The sequence below is a fragment of the Streptomyces sp. NPDC002018 genome (genome assembly GCF_042890865.1).
Lineage (GTDB): Bacteria > Actinomycetota > Actinomycetes > Streptomycetales > Streptomycetaceae > Streptomyces.
On record NZ_JBIASO010000014.1, the window covers coordinates 112,284 to 131,984 of the forward strand.

Below are 19,701 nucleotides of genomic sequence, written 5' to 3' on the forward strand. Positions count from 1 at the left end.
CCGGAAACGGGTCGAGCGCGCGGGTCACGGAAACGGCTCACACGGACAGATCACGGCAACAGGTCGAAGGAACGGCTCAAGGGACGGGTCAAGGAACGGGTCACCGGCACAAGCCGGTGACCCGTTCCGGCTTTCCACTCATGGACCGGCGCACCGCCGCCGTGTCGGGCGGGCGCTCCGGCTCAGCAGGTCTCGGCGCGGCGGCTCTCCATCCGCTCGCGCGCGGCGACCGCGCGCGGGTCGTCGTAGCCGGCGAGGAGCCGCAGCGCGTCCGCCCAGTGGCCGAGGGCGGCCTGCGGCTCTTCGGCCGCCAGCGCCTCGGCCAGCCCGTCCAGGGCCATGGCCTCGTCCCAGGTGTCGCCGAGCTCGTGGTGGACGGCGGCGGCCCTGCGGTGGAACTGCGCCGCTTCCTCGTGGCGGCCGAGGCGCCGGTACGCGTCGGCCGTGCTGTTCCAGGCCATGGCCTCCCGGCTCCGGTTCCCCAGGCGGCGGTGGAGGGCCGCGGAGCGCTGGTAGGAGGCGAGCGCCTCGGCCGGCTCGCCGTTCGCCTGCTGGGCATCGCCCAGGGTGAGGAGCCAGTAGCCCTCCAGCCGGTGATCGCGCAGTGTGAGCGCGATGTCCACGGCGTCCCGGGCGGAGCCGAGCCCCTGTTCCGCCCGCCCCTGCTCCAGCTCCAGATGGCTGAGCAGCCGCAGGACATTGCCCTCACCCCGTGCGTTGCCCAGGGCACGATGCGCCGCGAGCGCCTGGCGGGCGACCCCGGAGGCCTCCGGGAGACGGCCGGCGCGGTAGTGGGTACTGGCCGAGGTTCGAGAGGGTGGTGGCCTCCCAGTGGGCCGCGTCGAGCTCCTGGAAGAGGGCGGTCGCCTGCTCGAAGTGCTCGGCGGCGGCGCCGAGTCGCCTTGCGTGGAGATGGACCAGCCCCACCAGGTTGAGTGAATGGGCCTCTCCCTCACGGTCACCCAGCTCGCGCCAGATCCGTAAGGCCTCGCTGTGGTTCTCATAGCTTTCGGCCAGGCGGTTGTTCCGGGTGTGGCTCATGCCCAGTTCGGTGAGGAGCTGAGCCTCTCCGCGGCGCTCGCCCAGCCGTCGCGCCGCTACCAGGCCGATCCGGCCGGCGGTCGCCCACTCCGAGGCGGGAGCGGAGGGCGAGTAGGCGTTCGCCAGCACGGCGGACAGCTGCCAGGCGAGCCGGTCGTCCCCCGTGGCCGCGGCGGCCCGCACGGCCCGGAGCAGATTGGTGTGCTCGCGCTCCGACCAGTCGACGGCCGCGTCGTAGTCCACGAAGGACAGAGGCTGTACGCCCTCGGTGACCGCCGGCAGCTCCAGATGGGGTTCGGCGGGGCTGATCCAGCTCTGCGCGGCGTCCGCCGTGTGGAGATACCAGTCCAGTACGCGGTGGAGGGCGGCCTCCCGCTCCTCGGACGGCTCCTCGTGCTGTGCCTGGTCGGTGGCGTAGGCGCGCAGCAGGTCGTGGAACTGGTAGCGGTCCGGCGCGGTCTGCTCCAGCAGATGGGCACCGACCAGGGAGTCCAGCAGTTGCCGGGTGCGTGCGGCGGTCAGTCCGGCGAGAGCCGCGGCGGCGTGCAGCCCGAACTCGGGGCCCGGATGCAGGCCGAGCAGCCGGAACAGCCGGGCCGCGGTCTCGGAGAGGGCGCGGTAGGACCAGGCGAAGACGGTACGGACGGCCTCCGCCTCCTCGTCGTCCCCGGTGCTGAGCGCGTCCCACAGAGCGCTCTCGTCCCTCAGATCGGCGATCAGGTCGTCCAGCTTCATATGGGGCCGGCTCGCCGCGCGTTCGGCGGCGATCCGCAGGGCCAGCGGCAGCCGGGCGCAGAGCCCGGCCAGTTCCGTGAGCTTGCCGAGATCGTCCTCCGGACGGTATCCGGCGGTGACGGCACGCAGCAGGGCGACGGCTTCCGGCTGCGGCAGCGTCCCGAGCGTCAGCCGCCGTGCCCCGTCCCGGACGGCGAGTCCGGAGAGCCTGCTCCGGCTGGTGACGACCACCAGACAGCCCGAGCTGCCCGGCAGCAACGGACGGACCTGGCCGACCGTGGCAGCGTTGTCAAGGACGATCAACATCCGGCGGTCGGCCAGTAAGGAGCGGTACAGCGCGGCCGCGGAATCGGGATCCTGCGGCACCGATCCGGGACGTATCCCCAGTGCGCCGAGGAAACGGTGCAGGGCATCCTGTGCGGTGACCGGCGCCCCCGGGTCGTAACCCCGCAGATTGACGTAGAGCTGCCCGTCGGGAAAGCGGTCCTGAACCTGATGGGCCCAGCGCAGGGCGAGCGAGGTCTTACCCGCACCGGCGGTGCCGGCGATGACATACACCGAGATGACCAGTGGCCTGCCGTCCTCGTCGGCCAGCACGGCGTTCAACTCGTCGAGCTCATGTGTACGGTTGACGAATCCACGGATGTCGGCGGGGAGTTGCCGCGGCGTGGGGTGCGGGGAACCGTCCTCGTCCGGTGCGCCGCGCCCGTGGAAGTGGATTCCGCCGCTCACGCTTCCGGCCTGTACGACATCGCGCGACGTACCCGACAGGTCGTTGTCCGACCTGCCGAGACGCCTCTCGTCACCGCTGTGCTCGTTGATCGGTCTACTCCGCGTTCCTCGTCGGTGGGGGAAGGTGCGCCACCTCGCGGGCGAAGTAGCTCTCCACGTCCTCACCTGCCTCGTAAAGTTCCTTGATGTAGCTTTCCCAGCGCCCAACGATCCCGGCGTCGGTATAGCGGACCGCGCCGCAGGGCACACCGGATTCGTTGTAAAGCACCTCGTAAAGCGTATGCCCGCCGAGAACGACGACTTCCGGGAGGAGCCCGTTGTCCTCCGACGCGGCCACCACTTCAGCGTCGACCGTTCGGATTCTCCCACCGCATTCGGCGCGCTGCCGCAGCGAATAAAGCTCCCACTGCAGATAGGGCGTCAGCGGCTTTTCCACTACACGCACCCGATGAAAGCGGGAACCGCGGCGTTCGTCCTCGCGAACGGACGCGAGCACATCGTCGCGTCGTTCCTCGATCAACCGCAGCGAGCGGCCCCAGTCGCCCTGGGTAAGCGCGTCCCGGCTGGCACTACCCAGTTCCTCGAAGTGCTGTCGCCGTTCGAGCTTCCAGGAGTCCTGGTTCTGGATTGCCGCGAGGCGTTCCCGGAAGTCCCGCTTGTAAATGTCCCGTACAAGCCTCTCGCCCTGTTCAGGGAGGAGAGTCGGAGGTCGGAGATCAAGCATCGACGATATCCGCCTTCGCCGCGCTGAGCATATTCCCGGGGATGACGACCAGCCGCTCGTCCGTGGCGAGGCTGACGCCCTCCGGGAGATGCGGAGCATAGTGAGCGGTGAGATCACGGCCGATCACCGCGATATCCCCGTTGTCGAGCTCCCAGATGTCCGGGCACTCGTCATTTCCGTCGGAGTTGCCCATTTCCTGGGCCGTTTTCCCCAGCCGCCGCTCGAATAACGCGGACGGATCAGCTTCCCAGGAACGAGTCATACCTGCCTCCATCGCAGCGAATCCATGGCCTCCGACACGGCACGGAACAGGGCGCGCCGATTACGCATCGGCGATGTCCGGCTTCGCTGCACCGAGCATATTTCCGGGGATGACGACCAGTCGTTCGTCCGCGGCGAGGCTGACGCCCTCGGGCAGTCGCGTAGCGAAATGGGATGTCAGATCCCGGCCGATCACCGCGATATCGCCGTTGTCGAGTTGCCAGATGTCCGGGCATGCGTCCTTGCCGTCCGAATGCCCCAGCTCCTCGGCCGACTTTCCCAGCCGCCGCTCGAATAACGCGGACGGATCGGCCTCCCAGGCACGGGCCATGCCTGCCTCCACTCGGGGTTGGTTGAGTGCGCAACTGAGACACATTGTATATCCGCATGATTACGCAGAGCAACGTTCTGGCTGGGCAAGTTCACGCCATACGACGCGACGAGGGCCGTGTCCCGTACGGATACGTACGGGACACGGCCCTCGGTTCAGTGCCCTGGTGGCGCTGTCTGGACTACTTGCGGATCAGGCTCCGCAGCACGTACTGCATGATGCCGCCGTTGCGGTAGTAGTCCGCCTCGCCCGGGGTGTCGATGCGGACGACCGCGTCGAATTCCACGCCCGTGTCCGTGGTGACCTTGACCGTGCGGGGGGTGGTGCCGTTGTTCAGTTCCGTGACGCCGGTGAAGGAGAAGGTCTCCTCGCCCGTCAGGCCCAGGGCCTCCGCCGACGCGCCCTCCGGGTACTGGAGGGGGAGGACGCCCATGCCGATCAGGTTCGAGCGGTGGATGCGCTCGTACGACTCGGCGATGACGGCCTTCACGCCCAGCAGCGCCGTGCCCTTCGCGGCCCAGTCGCGGGACGAGCCCGAGCCGTACTCCTTGCCCGCCAGGACGACCAGCGGGGTGCCGGCGGCCTGGTAGTTCTGGGAGGCGTCGTAGATGAAGGAGACCGGGGCGCCCTCGACGGTGAAGTCGCGGGTGAAGCCGCCCTCGGTGCCCGGCGCGATCTGGTTGCGCAGCCGGATGTTGGCGAACGTGCCGCGGATCATCACCTCGTGGTTGCCGCGGCGGGAGCCGTACGAGTTGAAGTCGCGCCGCTCGACGCCGTGCTCCGTGAGGTACTTTCCGGCCGGGGTGTCGGCCTTGATGGCACCGGCCGGGGAGATGTGGTCCGTGGTGACCGAGTCGCCCAGCTTGGCGAGGACCCGCGCGCCGGTGATGTCCTCGACCGGGCTGGTCTCCATCGTCATGCCCTCGAAGTACGGGGGCTTGCGGACATAGGTGGACTGCGGGTCCCACTCGAAGGTGTTGCCGGTCGGGATCGGCAGCGCCTGCCACTGCGCGTCGCCCGCGAAGACGTCCTGGTAGGACTTGTTGAACATGTCCTCGCCGATGGCGTTGGCCACGACATCGTTGACCTCGGCCTCGGTCGGCCAGATGTCCGCGAGATAAACGGGCTTGCCGTCCTGGTCGATGCCCAGGGCGTCCTTGGTGATGTCCACCTTCATCGAGCCGGCGAGGGCGTACGCGACGACCAGCGGCGGGGACGCCAGGTAGTTCATCTTGACGTCGGGGTTGATCCGGCCCTCGAAGTTGCGGTTGCCGGAGAGCACCGACGTGACCGCGAGGTCGTGCTCGTTGACCGCCTTGGAGACCTCCTCGGGCAGCGGGCCCGAGTTGCCGATGCAGGTGGTGCAGCCGTAGCCGACGAGGTTGAAGCCGACCTTGTCGAGGTAGGGGGTCAGTCCCGCCTTGTCGAAGTAGTCGGTGACGACCTTCGAGCCGGGGGCGAGGGTGGTCTTGACCCAGGGCTTGCGGGTCAGGCCCTTCTCGACCGCCTTCTTGGCCACCAGCGCGGCGGCGACCATCACATACGGGTTCGAGGTGTTGGTGCAGGAGGTGATCGCGGCGACGGTGACGGCGCCGTGGTCGATCTCGTACGTCGAACCGTCGGGCGCCGTGACCAGGGTCGGCCGGGTCGGTACGCCGTCGGCCGAGGCCGGGGCGTCGGAGGCCGGGAAGGACTCCTTGCCCGCCTCCTCGTCCTCGGTGACGTAGTTGCGCACGTCCTCGATGAACTTCTGCTTGGCCTCGGCCAGGACGATACGGTCCTGGGGACGCTTCGGGCCCGCGATGGAGGGGACGACCGTCGCGAGGTCCAGCTCCAGCTTCTCGGAGAAGTCGGGCTCGGCGGCCGGGTCGAGCCAGAGGCCCTGCTCCTTGGCGTACGCCTCGACGAGCGCGACCTGCTGGTCGCTGCGGCCGGTCAGACGCAGGTACTTGAGGGTCTCGTCGTCGATCGGGAAGATCGCGGCGGTGGAGCCGAACTCCGGCGACATGTTGCCGATGGTGGCGCGGTTCGCGAGGGAGGTGGCGGCGACGCCCTCGCCGTAGAACTCGACGAACTTGCCGACGACGCCGTGCTTGCGCAGCATCTCGGTGATGGTGAGGACGAGGTCGGTGGCGGTGGTGCCGGCGGGCAGCTCACCGGTCAGCTTGAAGCCGACGACGCGCGGGATGAGCATCGAGACGGGCTGGCCGAGCATCGCGGCCTCGGCCTCGATACCGCCGACCCCCCAGCCGAGCACACCGAGGCCGTTGACCATGGTGGTGTGCGAGTCGGTGCCGACGAGGGTGTCGGGGTAGGCCTGGCCGCCCCGGACCATGACCGTACGGGCCAGGTGCTCGATGTTGACCTGGTGGACGATGCCGGTGCCGGGCGGGACGACCTTGAACTCGTCGAACGCGGTCTGGCCCCAGCGCAGGAACTGGTAACGCTCCTTGTTGCGGCCGTACTCCAGCTCCACGTTCTGCGCGAAGGCGTCCGGCGTACCGAACTTGTCGGCGATGACGGAGTGGTCGATGACCAGCTCGGCCGGGGCCAGCGGGTTGATCTTCGCCGGGTCGCCGCCCAGCTCCTTCACGGCCTCACGCATGGTGGCGAGGTCCACGACACAGGGCACACCGGTGAAGTCCTGCATGATCACGCGTGCCGGGGTGAACTGGATCTCCTGGCTCGGCTGCGCCTGGGAGTCCCAGCCGCCGAGCGCGCGGATGTGGTCGGCGGTGATGTTCGCGCCGTCCTCGGTGCGGAGCAGGTTCTCCAGCAGCACCTTCAGGCTGTAAGGGAGGCGCGCGGAGCCCTCGACCTTGTCCAGCTTGAAGATCTCGTACGACTCGTCGCCCACGCGCAGCGTGCTGCGGGCGTCGAAGCTGTTCGCCGACACGACAGTCTCCTTCATCAATGTGCGCGTACTACCGCGCCTGTACCTCTATGTGCGGCTACCGCCGCGTGGTGCCGCCACGACCCTCGCCGATCCGCTAAGGTAAGGCTTGGTTAGGTAACCCTTACCGAGTGGCGGCCGCGGTAGCCCTTCGGCAGATATCTCGATGTCGAGATAACTCTAGTACATGACCGCTGCGGGGTCATGCGCGGGCTCGGCCCGGTTCGGTTCGGCCCGGTGCGTGGCTCTCTCACCCGCTCGGGGGATTCGGCCGGGCGGAGTGCTCGTCGGGCGGGGGCGGGCGTGGTGGACGAGGCGGGCCACGTTGGAGCCGTCTCCGGCAGGCCCTTCCCGGAGCCGGAACGCGACCGCGCTCTGTGTGCCTCCGATGTGCCCCGGAGTTAATCTGGCTCTGCCCGGGTCACCGGCCCCGAGACGCCTCATCTGGACCGGTCCCCCGGCGCACCGGCCTCTTCACTGCACCGAACGCCTTAATCGCGTGGCGCGCAGTCGCCATGCGTCACGGCGGGACCGCCGCCGTCCACCACCCTGGACTCCTCAACATCCCCGTCGAAGGAGACCGCTCGTGAGGACACATCGCAAGGCGTCCGCAGCCCTCGCCGTCACGGCCATCCTCGTGATGCCGACCACCACGGCGTTCGCGCGGGACGGCTCCGGCCTCGTCAAGGCCGAGGGGTGGTTCGCGCCGCCCTCCCCCTCCCAGCTCTCGAACGCGCTGACGTACGACGTGACAAAGGTCCCCGTGGGCTCGCGCGTCTCCGTCGTCCAGCAGAGCGGCGAGTCGGACGGCGGCGGAGACGGCGTACACGCCGGCGAGCAGGCCGACGGGGCGGCCACCACGGTCCTGCTCAGGGTGAGCGGTCTGCTCCCGGACCGTATGTACGGCGCGCATGTGCACACCGAGCCGTGCGGCAGGGCCCCGGAGGCCGCGGGACCGCATTACCAGAACGTCATGGACCCGAACCAGCCGTCCACCGACCCCGCCTACGCGAACCCCGGGAACGAGGTCTGGCTGGACTTCACCACCGACGCCGGGGGCCATGGCACCGCCGAGTCCCGGCACGACTGGCGCTTCCGGCCGGGCGGGGCGCGTTCCCTGGTCATCCATGAGCACCACACGTCGACCGGCCCAGGTGAGGCGGGAACGGCGGGGGCGCGGCTCGCCTGCCTCACCGTGCCCTTCGCGCCGACGGGCACGGAGGGCAGCTCCGCCGGTCCGTCCGCGGCCGCTCCCGACCGGATCCGTCCGTAGCCGCCACTCCCCTCCGTCTGGGGCCGCTCCCCTCCGTCTATGGCCGCTCGCTTCCGTCCGTGGCCACTCGGCGCTCATAAGCGCGCGGTTGACCGGGCGGGGGTTCTCCCGGGGGGGGTCTCTTGACCCGTTCCGATCAGCCGATCAGGATTTCCCGTGTCCCCCGGCCGGAGCCACGGGAGGCGCCCAGGCCCGGTGCTCCGTGTCACTCCCGTATCAGGAGACCGATGACCGCCGCACCGACCGCCCGAACCGCGCGGCCACGGCCGCGTGCCGCCCTCGCGATGGGGCCGGACGTCGCGGACGCCGTCCTCGGCCCCGACGCGCTGGCCGCCCTGCGCGCGGTGTGCGATCTGCCGTCGGCGCCCGTCCTCGACGACTTCACCACCGGCCGGGCCCGCGCCGTCCTCGCGGAGGCCGAACTCCTCGTCACCGGCTGGGGCTGTCCGCCCCTGGACGCCGCCGTCCTGGAAGCGGCGCCCCGGCTGCGTGCCGTCGTCCACACCGCGGGCTCGGTCCGGGGCCATATCACCGAGGCCTGCTGGGAACGGGGCATCGAGGTGTCCTCGGCCGCCGCCGCCAACGCCCTCCCGGTGGCCGAGTACACCGTCGCGATGATCCTGCTCTCCGGCAAACGCGCGCTGGAGAGCGCCCGCGACTACCGGGCCGCGCGCCGCCGCGAGGAGCGGCCGCGCACCCCCGAGGTGGGCAACTACGGCCGCACCGTGGGCATTCTCTCCGCCTCGCTGATCGGCCGACGCGTCATCGACCTGCTGCGGCCCTACGATCTGCGGGTGCTGCTGCACGATCCGTACGTGGACGGTGTGCAGGCCGCCGCGCTCGGCGTCCGGCAGGTCGGCCTCGGTGAACTGTTCGCGCTCACCGACACCGTCAGCGTGCACACCCCGCTGCTGCCCGCCACCCGTGGCCTCGTCAGCCGCGAACTCCTCCGGTCGATGCGGCAGGACGCCGTCCTCATCAACACGGCACGCGGCGCCGTCGTCGATCAGGACGCCCTCGTCGAGGTGCTCCGGGCGGACCGGATCCGGGCCGTCCTCGATGTCACGGACCCCGACGAACTGCCCCCGGACCATCCGCTGTGGGAGTGCGGGAACGCGCTCATCACGCCGCATCTCGCCGGTTCACAGGGCAACGAGCTGCGACGGCTGGCCGATCTCGCCGTCGGCGAGGCCGCGCGCTGGGCCGCGGGCGAGGGCTTCGCCCATCCCGTACGACGCGAAAGGCTGGCGTTCCTCGCATGACGTCCCCGCGCGAAGTCCCCGGAGCGGGTGCGGTGGACGGCTGCCCCGGGTTCCGGCTGCCCGCCGAGGACCGGACGCTCAGCCCGTACACCGGCTGGACCCGGGCACACTGGGAGGCCACCGCCGACGGTCTGCTGCACGCCGCGTGGCGATGGGCCTCCCCGGGCCGCGCCCTGCTCGACCTGCCCGGCCGGCCGTCCGTCTCCGGTGTGCGCTCGGACGGTCTGGAGGGGTACGCCCGTACGTTCCTCGCCGCCGCCTTCCGGGTCGCCGGCGCGGGCGGCGAGGATCCGCACGGCTGGCTGGACCGGTACGCGGACGGGCTCGCGGCGGGGACCCGTACCCCCGGCCGGGACGACGCCGAGTCCTGGCCGCCGGTCCTCGGCCACGAGGTACGGGGACAGCCGATGGTCGAGTCCGCGTCCGTCGCCCTCGGACTGCGGCTGACCAGGGCCTGGCTGTGGGACCGGCTGGACCCGGGCGTGCGGGACCGTGCGGAGGAGTGGCTGCGCGGCGCGCTGCGGCACACCCCGGCCCCCAACAACTGGTATCTGTTCCCGTACACCGTGGCGGGATTCCTGGAGTCGGTGGGCCGGGGCGACGCCGAGACGGCGGGCGCGCGGGAGCGGGCACTCGCCCTGCTGGAGGGGTGGTACCGCGGCCAGGGCTGGTACTCCGACGGTGACGGCCGTGCCTTCGACCACTACAACGGCTGGGCGCTGCACCTGTATCCGGTGCTGGACGCCCATCTCGCGGGCGACACCGGGGAGTCGGCCGCGCGCCTCGGCGCCCGGCTGCGTGAGCACCTGGAGAGTTTCTCCCTGATGTTCGGCGCCGACGGCGCGCCGATGCACTTCGGCCGCTCGCTCACCTACCGCTTCGCGGCCGGTACGGCGGTCGCCCTGGGCGCCGTCACCGGGCACACCCCGCTCGCGCCGGGTGTCTCACGCCGGCTGCTGAACGGATCGCTGCGCTACTTCCTCGACCGTGGCGCCATCGGCGCGGACGGTCTGCTCGGCCTGGGCTGGCACGGGCCCCATACCGCCACGCTCCAGCGCTACTCGGGTCCCTCCTCGCCCTACTGGGCGTCCAAGGCCCTGGTCGCCCTGCTCGCGCCCCCGGACGACCCGCTGTGGACGGCCACCGAGGAGGCCGCCCCGGGCGAAGGCGCCGACCGGGTGCTCGCCCTGCCCGCGCCGGGGCTGCTGGTGCACTCCACGGCCGCGGACGGGATCGTACGGCTGCACAACCACGGCAGTGACAATGTCCGGCCCCACGAGGGGGAGTCGGCGGCGGAGGACGACCCGCACTACGGCCGGCAGGCCTACTCCACCAGGACGGGACCCACCGCGCCGGAGAACGTCGCGGACAACCATCTGGCCGTCGAGATCGCGGGGGTCCCCAGCGTCCGCCGCCGTATCCGTCCTCTGGGCGCCGGGCACGGCGACGGCTGGGGCTGGGCCGCGTCCTGGCACCGGCCGGTGTTCGGGGCGGGCCCGCCCACGGCGCCCGGACTGCGGGTCGAGAGCGTGACCGTGGTCAGGGGCCGGTACGAACTGCGGGTGCACCGTGTCGTGGGCGCCCCGCCGGGGGCGCGCGTACGGCAGACGGGCTGGGCGACCGCCCCCGCCGACCGGGCCGGGCGCGGGGCCGGGAACGAGGGCGTGGCCGGGAACGGGGCCGGCTATGGGGACGGCAACGGCGACGACGCCGTACGGTCGGAGCTGACCGGGCTGTACGGGTGGGAGACGCCGGACGAGCCCCGGGCGCCGCAGGGCACGGCCTTCACGCGCTGGGCCCGCGTGCCCCGGCTGACCGCGGAGGTGGCGGGGACAGCCCTCTTCGCCGCTCTCGTCAGCCTCACCGCGGACCCCCGCGCCACCCCGTCGGACGAGGCGGTGAGCGAGGCCCGCGCGGTGCGGGAGGTCCGTGTGGCGGGCGAGGACGGCAGCGCGATCGAGGTGACCTGGGCGGACGACGGCTCGACGACCCGGATCGCCTTCGCGCCGCTGACGGTCACCCACGGCTGAGCACGGACACCGCGCGCCGCACCCGCCGGACATCGCGCAACGCATCCGCCGCACCAGCCGGACACCGCACCCGCCGCATCCGCCGGACACCGCCCCGGGACACCCGCCGCTCGGCGACGTCCGCGCCGGCCGATCGGCGATGCCCGCGTCGGCCGCTCGGCGAAGCCGGGTACGCGGCGGGGTTCCGCTCAGGGATTGCCGCAGGTGTGGTTCTCCAGCCGGGACACCGCGGCCCGATAGTGCTTCTGGACGAAACCCTTGCGGTAGTGCTTGCCCTGCGGGAACTCCTCCCGGTGACCGCAGCGCGCGCAGACCAGCTCCGGCAGTTCCTCCGGAGGGGGTTCGACGAGGGTCACATCGTGCTTGGTGGGTCCGGGCCAGCCCACGAAGTGCCCGGTGACGCCCTTCTCCTCCGCGGCGGCGAGCCCGCACACCCAGCCGAGGACAGCGCCCAGGAAGAAGGCCGCGACCGTGCCGACCGTCCGGGCGGTACCGGCGTCCCCCAGGGTGAGGAAGCCGGCCAGACTCCCCAGCAGGACGGCGAGCCCCGCGTAGGCACCGAGCAGTCGGCGGAACCGTCGGCGGCGGGTGGTCCCGACGCTGTGAACGGCATAGCTCAGCGCCTTCCCGCACTCCTCGCACCGGACCGTGCGCTGAAAGGGGGGATTCCCGTCGTCGGGCCTCTTCACCACCCATTTCTGACCCGTGTACTCCCAGGAAGCCGCGCCGTTTCCCGACGGGCTCCCCCAGAACGTCATCCGATGCGAGACCACCGCCTGCTGTCTCTGATCGATCCTCTGCGCCATGTCGAACTCCCCCGTCCGTAGCGGCGGTTGGTTTCGCGGCAACGTAGTGGGCCGACCGCGGGAGGCGGTCAAGGCGCGGTGTCGCCCGCGCGGTACCGAAGCGAAAGCCCGGCCGCCGGGTCAGCCCTTGACCGCCTGTTCGTACTGGCCCAGGAAGCGCGGACCGCCGTTCTCGACGCGGTACAGGAAGAGCCCTCGATCGGGGATGAAGTCATAGGAGGGGGGCTGGAATTCCACCGTCTTCGCGAGTCCTCGGTAGGTCATCGACCTCAGCTTGCGCACCAGTGCCCCGCGTTCGGCCGTCTCCCCCTCGGGTCCGCCGAGTCCCTGGGCGAGAAAGAACAGAGCGTCGTACGCCTCTGTCGCGTACCGCCCGACCTGACGGACACGGAAGCGTTTCAGATACGCGGCCACGAAGGCTTCCGCGCGCGGCAGTGCGGCCGGGTCGGCATAGGTCGCGCTGATCACCCAGCCTTCGGCGGCGGCGCCCGCCTCGGTGAGGAACGCCCGCTCCAGCACCGGTTGGGTGGCCGCGCACGTCCCCGTGAAGCCCGCCCCGCGCAGGGCTTCGGCACAGAGCGCCGCGCGCTGGGGAGATGTACCGCCGTACACCACGCCCTGTGCGCGCTCCGCTACGACGGCCCTGGCGACGGCTCCGAAGTCGTCCGAGTCCGCCGCGACGACATGGGTGCTGGCGGACCCCCGCGAAGGCGGAGTGGCGGCGACGTTCTTCGCCGTCGTCCAACTGCTCATCGCTGTCGCCCGGTCGTCGACGACCGCGGTCCTGCGCACCGAGGCGACCTCGGTGAGGTAGCGCACCAGCGGTGCCCAGAGGATGGTGTCGTTGGCTCTGAGCTGGAAGAGGACGCGGTTGGCGGTGGTGGTGAAGGCATCGGTCCCCGGCGACAGGGCGACCACGGGGAGCAGTGCCTCCTCGTAGACGGGCGCGGCCGACTCGGACTCGGCGTCACCGGTCGGGCCGATGACCGCGTAGACCTCGGGGTCCCCGGCGAAGGCGGCGGCCACGTCCCGTGCGGTCGCGGCGTCCCCGCGGTCGTCCCGCACCTTCAGGGCGAGGTCGAACGTCCTGTCGGCACGCGTGTTGAACTCGTCCACCGCGAGCCGGGCGCCGCGTTCCTGTGCCGTACCCTCCGCCCCCCGCCTGCCGGACAGATCGCCGTGCAGACCGATGACATAGCGCGGTCGCTTCCGGGAGGCCGACGGGGAGAGCGGGGCGCCGCCACCGCCTTGCCGGAGGGCGCCCCGGACGGCGAGTCCGCCACCGATGGCGACGACCCCGGCCGCCGACCCCAGCGTCAGCAGCCGACGGCGCGAGGGGGCCCACCGGTCCGGTACGGACTGCCGCGTCGATGTCGCCGACGGCCCGGGACCGGGCTCAGGAGCGGAGTCGGACCCAGGGCCGAACCCGCGAGCCGGACGGGGACCGGGACCGGCGTCCGGATCTGCGTCGGGGTCGGGGCCCGGGTCGGGATCAGGATCGGGGTCGGGGTCGGGATCCGGCAGAGTCAGCGCCTGCGAGGAGTGTGCGGCGATCAGCCGTGGCAGTTCGACGGGGAGCCAGGGCCTGCCGGGCTCCGGGGCCAGCGCACGGCGCAGCTCCGCGGGTGTGGGTCTGCTCGCCGGGTCCTTCGCGAGGCACGCGGTGAGCAACGGCACGAGAGCGGAAGGGACTTCGGCCAGGTCCGGCGGTTCGTGAACGGTACGGAACAGAACGGCGGGCGGTGAGCCGGCGCCGAAAGGACGGTTGCCCGTCACCGCGTACACCAGGACACAGCCCAGGGAGAAGACATCGCTCGGCGGCCCGATGTCCGTCCGGCTCCGCGCCTGCTCCGGCGAGAGAAACCCGGGTGAGCCGATCACCACGCCGCTGGCGGTCAGCGCGGTCGAGCCGGAGGAGCGTGCGATCCCGAAGTCGATCAGACGGGGGCCGTCCAGCGCGAGCAGGACATTGCCGGGTTTGACATCGCGGTGGATCAGGCCGGCGGCATGCACTTCGGTCAGCGCGTCGGCCAGCCGCGCGCCCAGGACCCGCACGGTGTGCGCCGGGAGCGGGCCGTGGATCCGAACGGCGTCGGCCAGTGAGGGGCCGGGCACGAAGGCCGTCGCCAGCCAGGGCTCGGGCGCCTCGGGGGCGGCGTCCCTGACCGGCACCAGCCACGGCCCCCGGAGCCGGGCCGCGGCTTCGGCCTCGCGACGGAAACGGGCGCGGAAGCCGTCGTCGTGCGTGTGCTCGGCGCGGATCAGCTTCAGCGCGACCAGTGAGCCGCCGGCGGAACGTGCCAGATACACCACCCCCATTCCGCCCGCTCCGAGCCGCCCGAGCAGAAGGAAGCCGCCGACGGACCGCGGGTCGTCCTTGCGCAGTGGGTGCACGGCCCCCATGAGGTGGTGCTCCTACGTGGTGGGCGCGGGACCGAGGAAGCGGAAGGCGCCGTCCTTGACGGTATGGAGGAAGACGCCCTGAGCGGTGAACGTGCCGTCCTCCGGCTTGAACGAGAACCGCTTGGTGATCCCCGAGTAGGTGCTCCCGCGCAGCAGACCGACCAGTTCCCGGCGGCTCGGCCGGCCCTTCTTCGCGGCCTTCACCAGTTCCCCGATGACGAGGTTCGTCGCGTCGTAGGCCTCCGCGGCGTAGTAACCGGGCGGGGATCCGTACCGCTCACGGAAGGCCGTGGTGAATGCCTTGGCCGTGGGCAGCGCGGTGGGGTCGGTGAAGGAGGCGGCCAGTATCCAGCCTTCGGCCGCGGGCCCCGCCTGCCGGGTGAAGACCGGGTCGAGTACGGCCTGCGGTGCGAGACGCGGCTTGCCGAAGCCGGCCGCCGCCAGTTCTCTCGCCACCCGGGCGGCCCCTGCCGGATCCCCGGCGTAGACGAACGAGCCGATACCGGCACGCAGCATGTCGGCCACCACCGGCCGCACGTTCTCGGTCCCCGCGGGAATGACCCTCGGATAGCTGGGGAGTTCGTACAGCCGCAGCGCGCTGGTGGTGATCTGCGCGGACTCCCACGCGTACTGCTCCCCGGTGCGGTCCTGGAGTATGCCGACCGGTCCCGTCACCGCGTTCGCCGCCAGATAGGTGGCCAGCGGGATCGAGACGGCCGCGTCGCTGGGCCGGCAGTGCAGGAAGGACCGGTACTGCTGTGCCGTGAGGTTGATCCCGCCCGCCGACACGCACAGCAGCGGCAGCAGTGCCTCGTCGTAGCTGCCGAGCACGGCGAGGGCCGTGTCGTCGCTGGTGGTACCGAGCACGGCCAGGACATCGCGGTCGGCGGCCATCTTCTCGGCGCCCGCCGTCGCGCGGTCGGGGACCCCGCCGTCGTCGGCTGTTCTCAGGGCGAGTTCGAAGGGCGTTCCCGCGCGGCGGTTGAACTGTTCGACCGCCAGTCGCGCGCCTCTCTCCTGGGCCTGCCCCGCCTCGCGCCGCGGGCCGGTCAGGTCCGCCTGAAGGCCGATGGCCCAGGGACGTCGACGCCCCGTACCGGCGCCGGAACCATTGCCGTCGTCGCCGCGCAGCGCGGCCCAGGCGGCGCCCCCGCCCGCCGCGGCCAGCAGCACGGCACCGCCGGCGAGGGCGAACAGCCGTCTGCGGCTGGGCTTCGCGTCCTCCTGCCCCGGGCGCTCCGTGGGATCGGAGGGGCCCGTGGCGCCGGACGGGCCCGCGGGGCCGGAGTCACCCGTGCGACCGGACCGGTCCATGGGGCCGGACGGGTCCGCCACCGTGGGTTCGATGTCCGGGAGCGCCAGCAGCTCGGCGGAGCGGTCGGCGATCAACCGGACGACCTCTTCCGGCAGCCAGTCGGCCGAACCACCGGGGGCGTCCTCGGTCAGTTCCACCGCGAGCCGCTCAGGTGTGGGACGTTCCGCCGGATCCTTGGCCAGGCACGAGCGCAGCACCTCCAGCAGTTCGGGGCCGACGCCGTCCAGGTCGGGGTCGTCATGAACGGTGCGGTAGAGCAGGGCGTCCGTGGAGCCCGTACCGAACGGCGGCCGTCCGGTGGCCGCGTACGCCAGAAGACAGCCGAGGGAGAAGATGTCGCCGGCCGGTCCGGGCGGCCCGCCGGTGGCCTGGGCCTGCTCGGGGGAGAGGAATCCCGGTGTGCCGACGATGACGTCCGTCGAGGTGATCGCGGTGTCGTCGGCCGAGCGGGAGATCCCGAAGTCGATCAGGCGTGGGCCGTCGACGGCGAGCAGGACGTTGCCCGGTTTGACGTCGCGGTGGACCAGCCCCCGTGCGTGGACCTCGCCCAGCGCCGCCGCCAGCATCCCGCCGAGAACGCGTACGCCGCGGACGGGCAGGGGGCCGCACCGGCCGACCGCTTCGGCGAGCGAGGGGCCCGGGACGAACGCGGTGGCGAGCCACGGTGCGTCCGCGTCCGGATCGGCTCCGGTGACCGCCACCGCCCACGGGCTGGAGACCCGGCGGGCGGCGTCGACCTCGCGCCGGAAACGGGCGCGGAAGTCGGGATCGTCCGCGTAGTCGGCCTGGATGACCTTCACGGCGACCAGGCCGCCGGCCTCGGTACGCCCCAGATACACCACGCCCATGCCGCCGGCGCCCAGTCGGCCGAGCAGCCGGTGGCCGCCGATGGACGAGGGATCGGAGGAAAGCAGCGGGCCCGTCATCGCGGGGCCTGAAGTTCGTCGCCGACTCGCGTGATCATCTCGCTGATCGCCTGGGTCAGCCCGTTGTCCACGTCGTCCGCCGTCCGTCCCTTCGACCCTTTCCCCACCACGGCCACGGTGACCTGCCCCAGGCGGGCCTGCGACCAGAAGTAGTAGTGGGGTCCGCCGAGTTCGTCGCTGTGGTATTCACCGGACTCCGCGAGTCTGTCCTCGGAGTCGAAATTGCTGAGGTCCCCGTAGCTGTTGCCCGTCGAGAGCAGTCCCGTGATCCGCTCACCCTCGCGAAGCTGCTGGTCGGGACAGCGCAGCGCCTCCTCCAGGGTCCCGGCCATCTCCCAGTCCGCCGCGTCCGCGTCGCGGTGGACGGTGACCGTGGCGGCGACCCGGATGGGGCCCTTGCCCCCCCTGTGCGGGAAGTTCGCTGGAGCGGGTCAGGCTGGCGAGCACATCGCCGGGAACGGCCCGGCGTTGCCACACGCAGTTCTCGTCCAGTACGGGCCAGGAAGTGGAGGCGCTCTCGAAGGGGTCGCGGGCCACATAACCAGGGCCCCACATACCGGGGGACCCGGCCACGGCACGGGCCAGCCGCAGACCTTCCGCGCGGGTCCTCGGCGCCCGGCCGGGGTCCGGGGTGAAGTCGAGGCGCGTGGCCGAGGGAGTGGGACCTGCGCCGTCCCCGGGGTCCGGGTCACTGTCTCCGCCCGCCCGGCCGGTGGCCGAACTCGACGGCGGGGTCTGCGGCTCCGGGGTCTTCGCGTCCCCCGAGCAGGCCACCAGGAGCAGCCCTCCCGCCAGCAGCCCACCACAACGGAATATCAGCGTCGCGCTGTCCATCGCCCCCCGTCTCCCCCACAGCCCCACCGGCTTCACAGGCTTCACAGGCGGACACAACACCTCGGCCCCGACGACAAGTGTGGCGAGTAACTGCCCCTCCCTACAAGCCTTTCACACCTGAGGCCCCGCCGCGCCCGCGCGCGGGGCCGCCGCTGCTCCCGCCCGTCGAGCCGCCTGAACCCGGACCGCCGGACGCACGGCGACCGGACCGCCCCCGGACACACCTGCCGCCCGTGGGGATCCGCCACGCGAGCACCCGGCCCACGCCATGACCGGTCCGGGGGCCCAGGGCCAGGGCTCAGGGGCCCAACCCCGGGCCCAAACCGCACCGGACGCTCACTCGGGCCGAGGCAGGAGCAGCAGCTTGCCCGTGGTCGCGCGGGACTCCAGATCGCGGTGGGCCCGCGCCGCCTCGGCCAGGGGATACCGCTCGCCGATGGAGACCTTGAGCCGTCCCGTCCCGATCAGGCCGAAGATCTCGGCCGTGTGGGCGAGCAGGGCCTCGCGCGTCGGGATGTGGTCCCGGAAGACCGGATAGCAGACCTTGACGCTGTTGGGCAGTTCGCGCAGGGTGACCACGGGGGACCGGCCGATCAAGGGGCCGTAGTAGAGCACGGTGCCGTGCCGGCGGGTGACGCTCAGGGAGGCGCGGAAGGTGGTCTCGCCGCCGCCGTCGTAGACGGTGTGCACGCCCTCGCCGCCCGTCAGCTTCTCGACGTCCTCGACGAACCGGTCGCCGGTGGAGACCAGTACGTGGTCGGCGCCCGCGGCCCGCGCGACCTCCGCCTTGGCCTCCCTGGACACCAGACCGATGACGGTGCCGCCCCGGCGCTTGATGAGCTGGGTGAGCTGCTGGCCGAGACCGCCGGCCGCCGCGTGCACCAGCGTGACGTCGCCGGGCCGGACCGGCGCGGCCTCGGTCACGAAGTGGTGGGCGGTGAGGCCCTGCATCATGATGCCCGCCGCCACCTCGTCCGGTATGGACGCCGGGAGCGGTACGGCCATGGCCGCCGGCAGGACGATCTGTTCGGCGTAGCTGCCGTAGGCGTACACCCAGGCCACACGGTCACCGACCGCGAAGCCGCTGACCCCCGGGCCGAGCGCGGAGACCCGGCCGGCCCCCTCGACCCCCGGCACGAGCGGCACCCCGCCGTCCGGCGGCCCGAAGCGGCGGGTCCCGGTGTCCATGAAGTTGACGCCCGCGGCGGTGATGTCCACCCGGATCTCTCCCGGACCAGGTACCGGAGACGGCCGCTCGGCCTGCTTCAGCACCTCCGGACCGCCCAGTTCCTCGATGACGATCGCGCGCATGGCCGACACCCCTCTCCTCGGTTCTCCTCGGTCGACAGCCCCACCCTCACGCGATTAGAATGGACCGGCAAGTCCAGACGTGGGGCTCCCCGGGGCGCTCGCGGATTCCGGAAGGACGGCCGACATGGCGAGAACGCTGACCGCCAAGGGAGTCGCGACCCGGCAGCGGATCATCGAGGGCGCCGCCGCCGAGATCCGCGACCGCGGCGTGCCGGCCGTCACGCTCGACGATGTCTGCCGCAGGACCGCCACCAGCAAGGGCCAGCTCTTCCACTACTTCCCGGACGGCCGGGAGCAGCTTCTGCTCGCCGTCGCCGAACGGGAGGCCGAGCGCGTCCTGGAGGACCAGCAGCCGCATCTCGGCCGGCTGACCACCTGGGACGCGTGGCAGTCCTGGCGGGACGCGGTCGTACGGCGCTACCAGCGGCAGGGGATGGACTGCCCCCTCGGTGTGCTGATCACCGAACTGGGCCGCAGCACCCCCGCCGCGCAGGCGGTCACCGGACAGCTCATCGAACAGTGGCAGAACGAACTGCGCGTGGGCATCACCGGAATGCAGCGCAGCGGTCTGATCGCCGACGGCCTCGACGCCGGGCGTACGGCGGCCGCGATCGTCGCGGCCGTGCAGGGCGGCGTCACCATCCTGATGTCCACCGGCAGCAGCGCGCATCTGGAAGCCGCGCTGGACATCTCGCTGCTCCATCTCCGGCTCGCACACTGACGGATCCGCTGCGGTTCCGTACCGAACGGGACCGGATGACACGGGAGCTGCACGCGCACCTCGACCAGGAGGAGGAGTCGCCGCTCCCGTTCCTGGCCGGTGT

Annotated in this window: 15 protein-coding genes; 4 read left to right on the plus strand and 11 right to left on the minus strand. The window is 71.8% G+C overall.

What is annotated here, in order from left to right; genetic code table 11:
* Nucleotides 1-182: 182 nt before the first annotated feature.
* The 6 genes from ACFYYH_RS23415 to acnA form a co-directional block, all read right to left on the minus strand.
* Nucleotides 183-623, minus strand: a complete 441-nt coding sequence (locus tag ACFYYH_RS23415) for a tetratricopeptide repeat protein (RefSeq protein WP_388554261.1) — start codon at nucleotides 621-623, stop codon at nucleotides 183-185.
* An 82-nt stretch (nucleotides 624-705) separates the two neighbouring features.
* Nucleotides 706-2,508: an ATP-binding protein gene (locus ACFYYH_RS23420; protein ID WP_388554264.1), complete on the minus strand. Its 1,803-nt coding sequence runs from the start codon at nucleotides 2,506-2,508 to the stop codon at nucleotides 706-708.
* A 94-nt stretch (nucleotides 2,509-2,602) separates the two neighbouring features.
* The gene (locus tag ACFYYH_RS23425; protein ID WP_388554267.1) at nucleotides 2,603-3,232 is read right to left on the minus strand and encodes a DUF6879 family protein; all 630 of its coding nucleotides are present in this window, start codon (nucleotides 3,230-3,232) and stop codon (nucleotides 2,603-2,605) included.
* The gene (locus tag ACFYYH_RS23430; RefSeq protein WP_388554269.1) at nucleotides 3,225-3,494 is read right to left on the minus strand and encodes a hypothetical protein; all 270 of its coding nucleotides are present in this window, start codon (nucleotides 3,492-3,494) and stop codon (nucleotides 3,225-3,227) included. Before ACFYYH_RS23430 ends, ACFYYH_RS23425 begins: the two co-directional genes overlap by 8 nt.
* 60 nt (nucleotides 3,495-3,554) lie before the next feature.
* Nucleotides 3,555-3,824 (minus strand): hypothetical protein, encoded by a 270-nt coding sequence (locus ACFYYH_RS23435; protein WP_388554271.1) that lies wholly within the window; start codon nucleotides 3,822-3,824, stop codon nucleotides 3,555-3,557.
* Nucleotides 3,825-4,005: 181 nt separating this feature from the next.
* Nucleotides 4,006-6,720 carry an aconitate hydratase AcnA gene (gene acnA, locus ACFYYH_RS23440; RefSeq protein WP_388554273.1) on the minus strand — a complete coding sequence of 905 codons (2,715 nt, stop codon included), beginning with the start codon at nucleotides 6,718-6,720 and terminating at the stop codon, nucleotides 4,006-4,008.
* Nucleotides 6,721-7,303: 583 nt separating this feature from the next.
* Between acnA and ACFYYH_RS23445 the strand changes: the two genes are divergently transcribed.
* From ACFYYH_RS23445 to ACFYYH_RS23455, 3 genes are all read left to right on the plus strand, one after another.
* Complete coding sequence (locus ACFYYH_RS23445) at nucleotides 7,304-7,990, plus strand: superoxide dismutase family protein (RefSeq protein WP_388554275.1); 687 nt, start codon at nucleotides 7,304-7,306, stop codon at nucleotides 7,988-7,990.
* Nucleotides 7,991-8,217: 227 nt separating this feature from the next.
* On the plus strand, nucleotides 8,218-9,252 hold the full coding sequence (locus tag ACFYYH_RS23450; RefSeq protein ID WP_388554277.1) for a hydroxyacid dehydrogenase: 1,035 nt from the start codon (nucleotides 8,218-8,220) through the stop codon (nucleotides 9,250-9,252).
* Nucleotides 9,249-11,282 (plus strand): DUF2264 domain-containing protein, encoded by a 2,034-nt coding sequence (locus ACFYYH_RS23455; protein ID WP_388554280.1) that lies wholly within the window; start codon nucleotides 9,249-9,251, stop codon nucleotides 11,280-11,282. Before ACFYYH_RS23450 ends, ACFYYH_RS23455 begins: the two co-directional genes overlap by 4 nt.
* A 188-nt stretch (nucleotides 11,283-11,470) precedes the next feature.
* On the opposite strand, the gene ACFYYH_RS23460 is transcribed toward ACFYYH_RS23455, so the two are convergent.
* The 5 genes from ACFYYH_RS23460 to ACFYYH_RS23480 all read right to left on the minus strand — a co-directional run bounded on the left by ACFYYH_RS23460 (nucleotide 11,471) and on the right by ACFYYH_RS23480 (nucleotide 18,877).
* Nucleotides 11,471-12,088: a hypothetical protein gene (locus ACFYYH_RS23460; RefSeq protein WP_388554282.1), complete on the minus strand. Its 618-nt coding sequence runs from the start codon at nucleotides 12,086-12,088 to the stop codon at nucleotides 11,471-11,473.
* Nucleotides 12,089-12,208: 120 nt separating this feature from the next.
* Nucleotides 12,209-14,482: a bifunctional serine/threonine-protein kinase/ABC transporter substrate-binding protein gene (locus tag ACFYYH_RS23465; protein ID WP_388554507.1), complete on the minus strand. Its 2,274-nt coding sequence runs from the start codon at nucleotides 14,480-14,482 to the stop codon at nucleotides 12,209-12,211.
* A 21-nt stretch (nucleotides 14,483-14,503) separates the two neighbouring features.
* On the minus strand, nucleotides 14,504-16,732 hold the full coding sequence (locus ACFYYH_RS23470; RefSeq protein ID WP_388554284.1) for a bifunctional serine/threonine-protein kinase/ABC transporter substrate-binding protein: 2,229 nt from the start codon (nucleotides 16,730-16,732) through the stop codon (nucleotides 14,504-14,506).
* Nucleotides 16,729-17,064, minus strand: a complete 336-nt coding sequence (locus tag ACFYYH_RS23475) for a hypothetical protein (RefSeq protein WP_388554286.1) — start codon at nucleotides 17,062-17,064, stop codon at nucleotides 16,729-16,731. The genes ACFYYH_RS23470 and ACFYYH_RS23475 overlap by 4 nt, the downstream gene beginning before the upstream one ends.
* An 838-nt stretch (nucleotides 17,065-17,902) precedes the next feature.
* Nucleotides 17,903-18,877, minus strand: a complete 975-nt coding sequence (locus ACFYYH_RS23480) for a quinone oxidoreductase family protein (RefSeq protein WP_388554289.1) — start codon at nucleotides 18,875-18,877, stop codon at nucleotides 17,903-17,905.
* Nucleotides 18,878-19,001: 124 nt separating this feature from the next.
* Between ACFYYH_RS23480 and ACFYYH_RS23485 the strand changes: the two genes are divergently transcribed.
* Nucleotides 19,002-19,598, plus strand: coding sequence for a TetR/AcrR family transcriptional regulator (locus ACFYYH_RS23485; RefSeq protein WP_388554292.1), 597 nt, complete (start codon nucleotides 19,002-19,004; stop codon nucleotides 19,596-19,598).
* The last annotated feature ends 103 nt before the right edge of the window (nucleotides 19,599-19,701 follow it).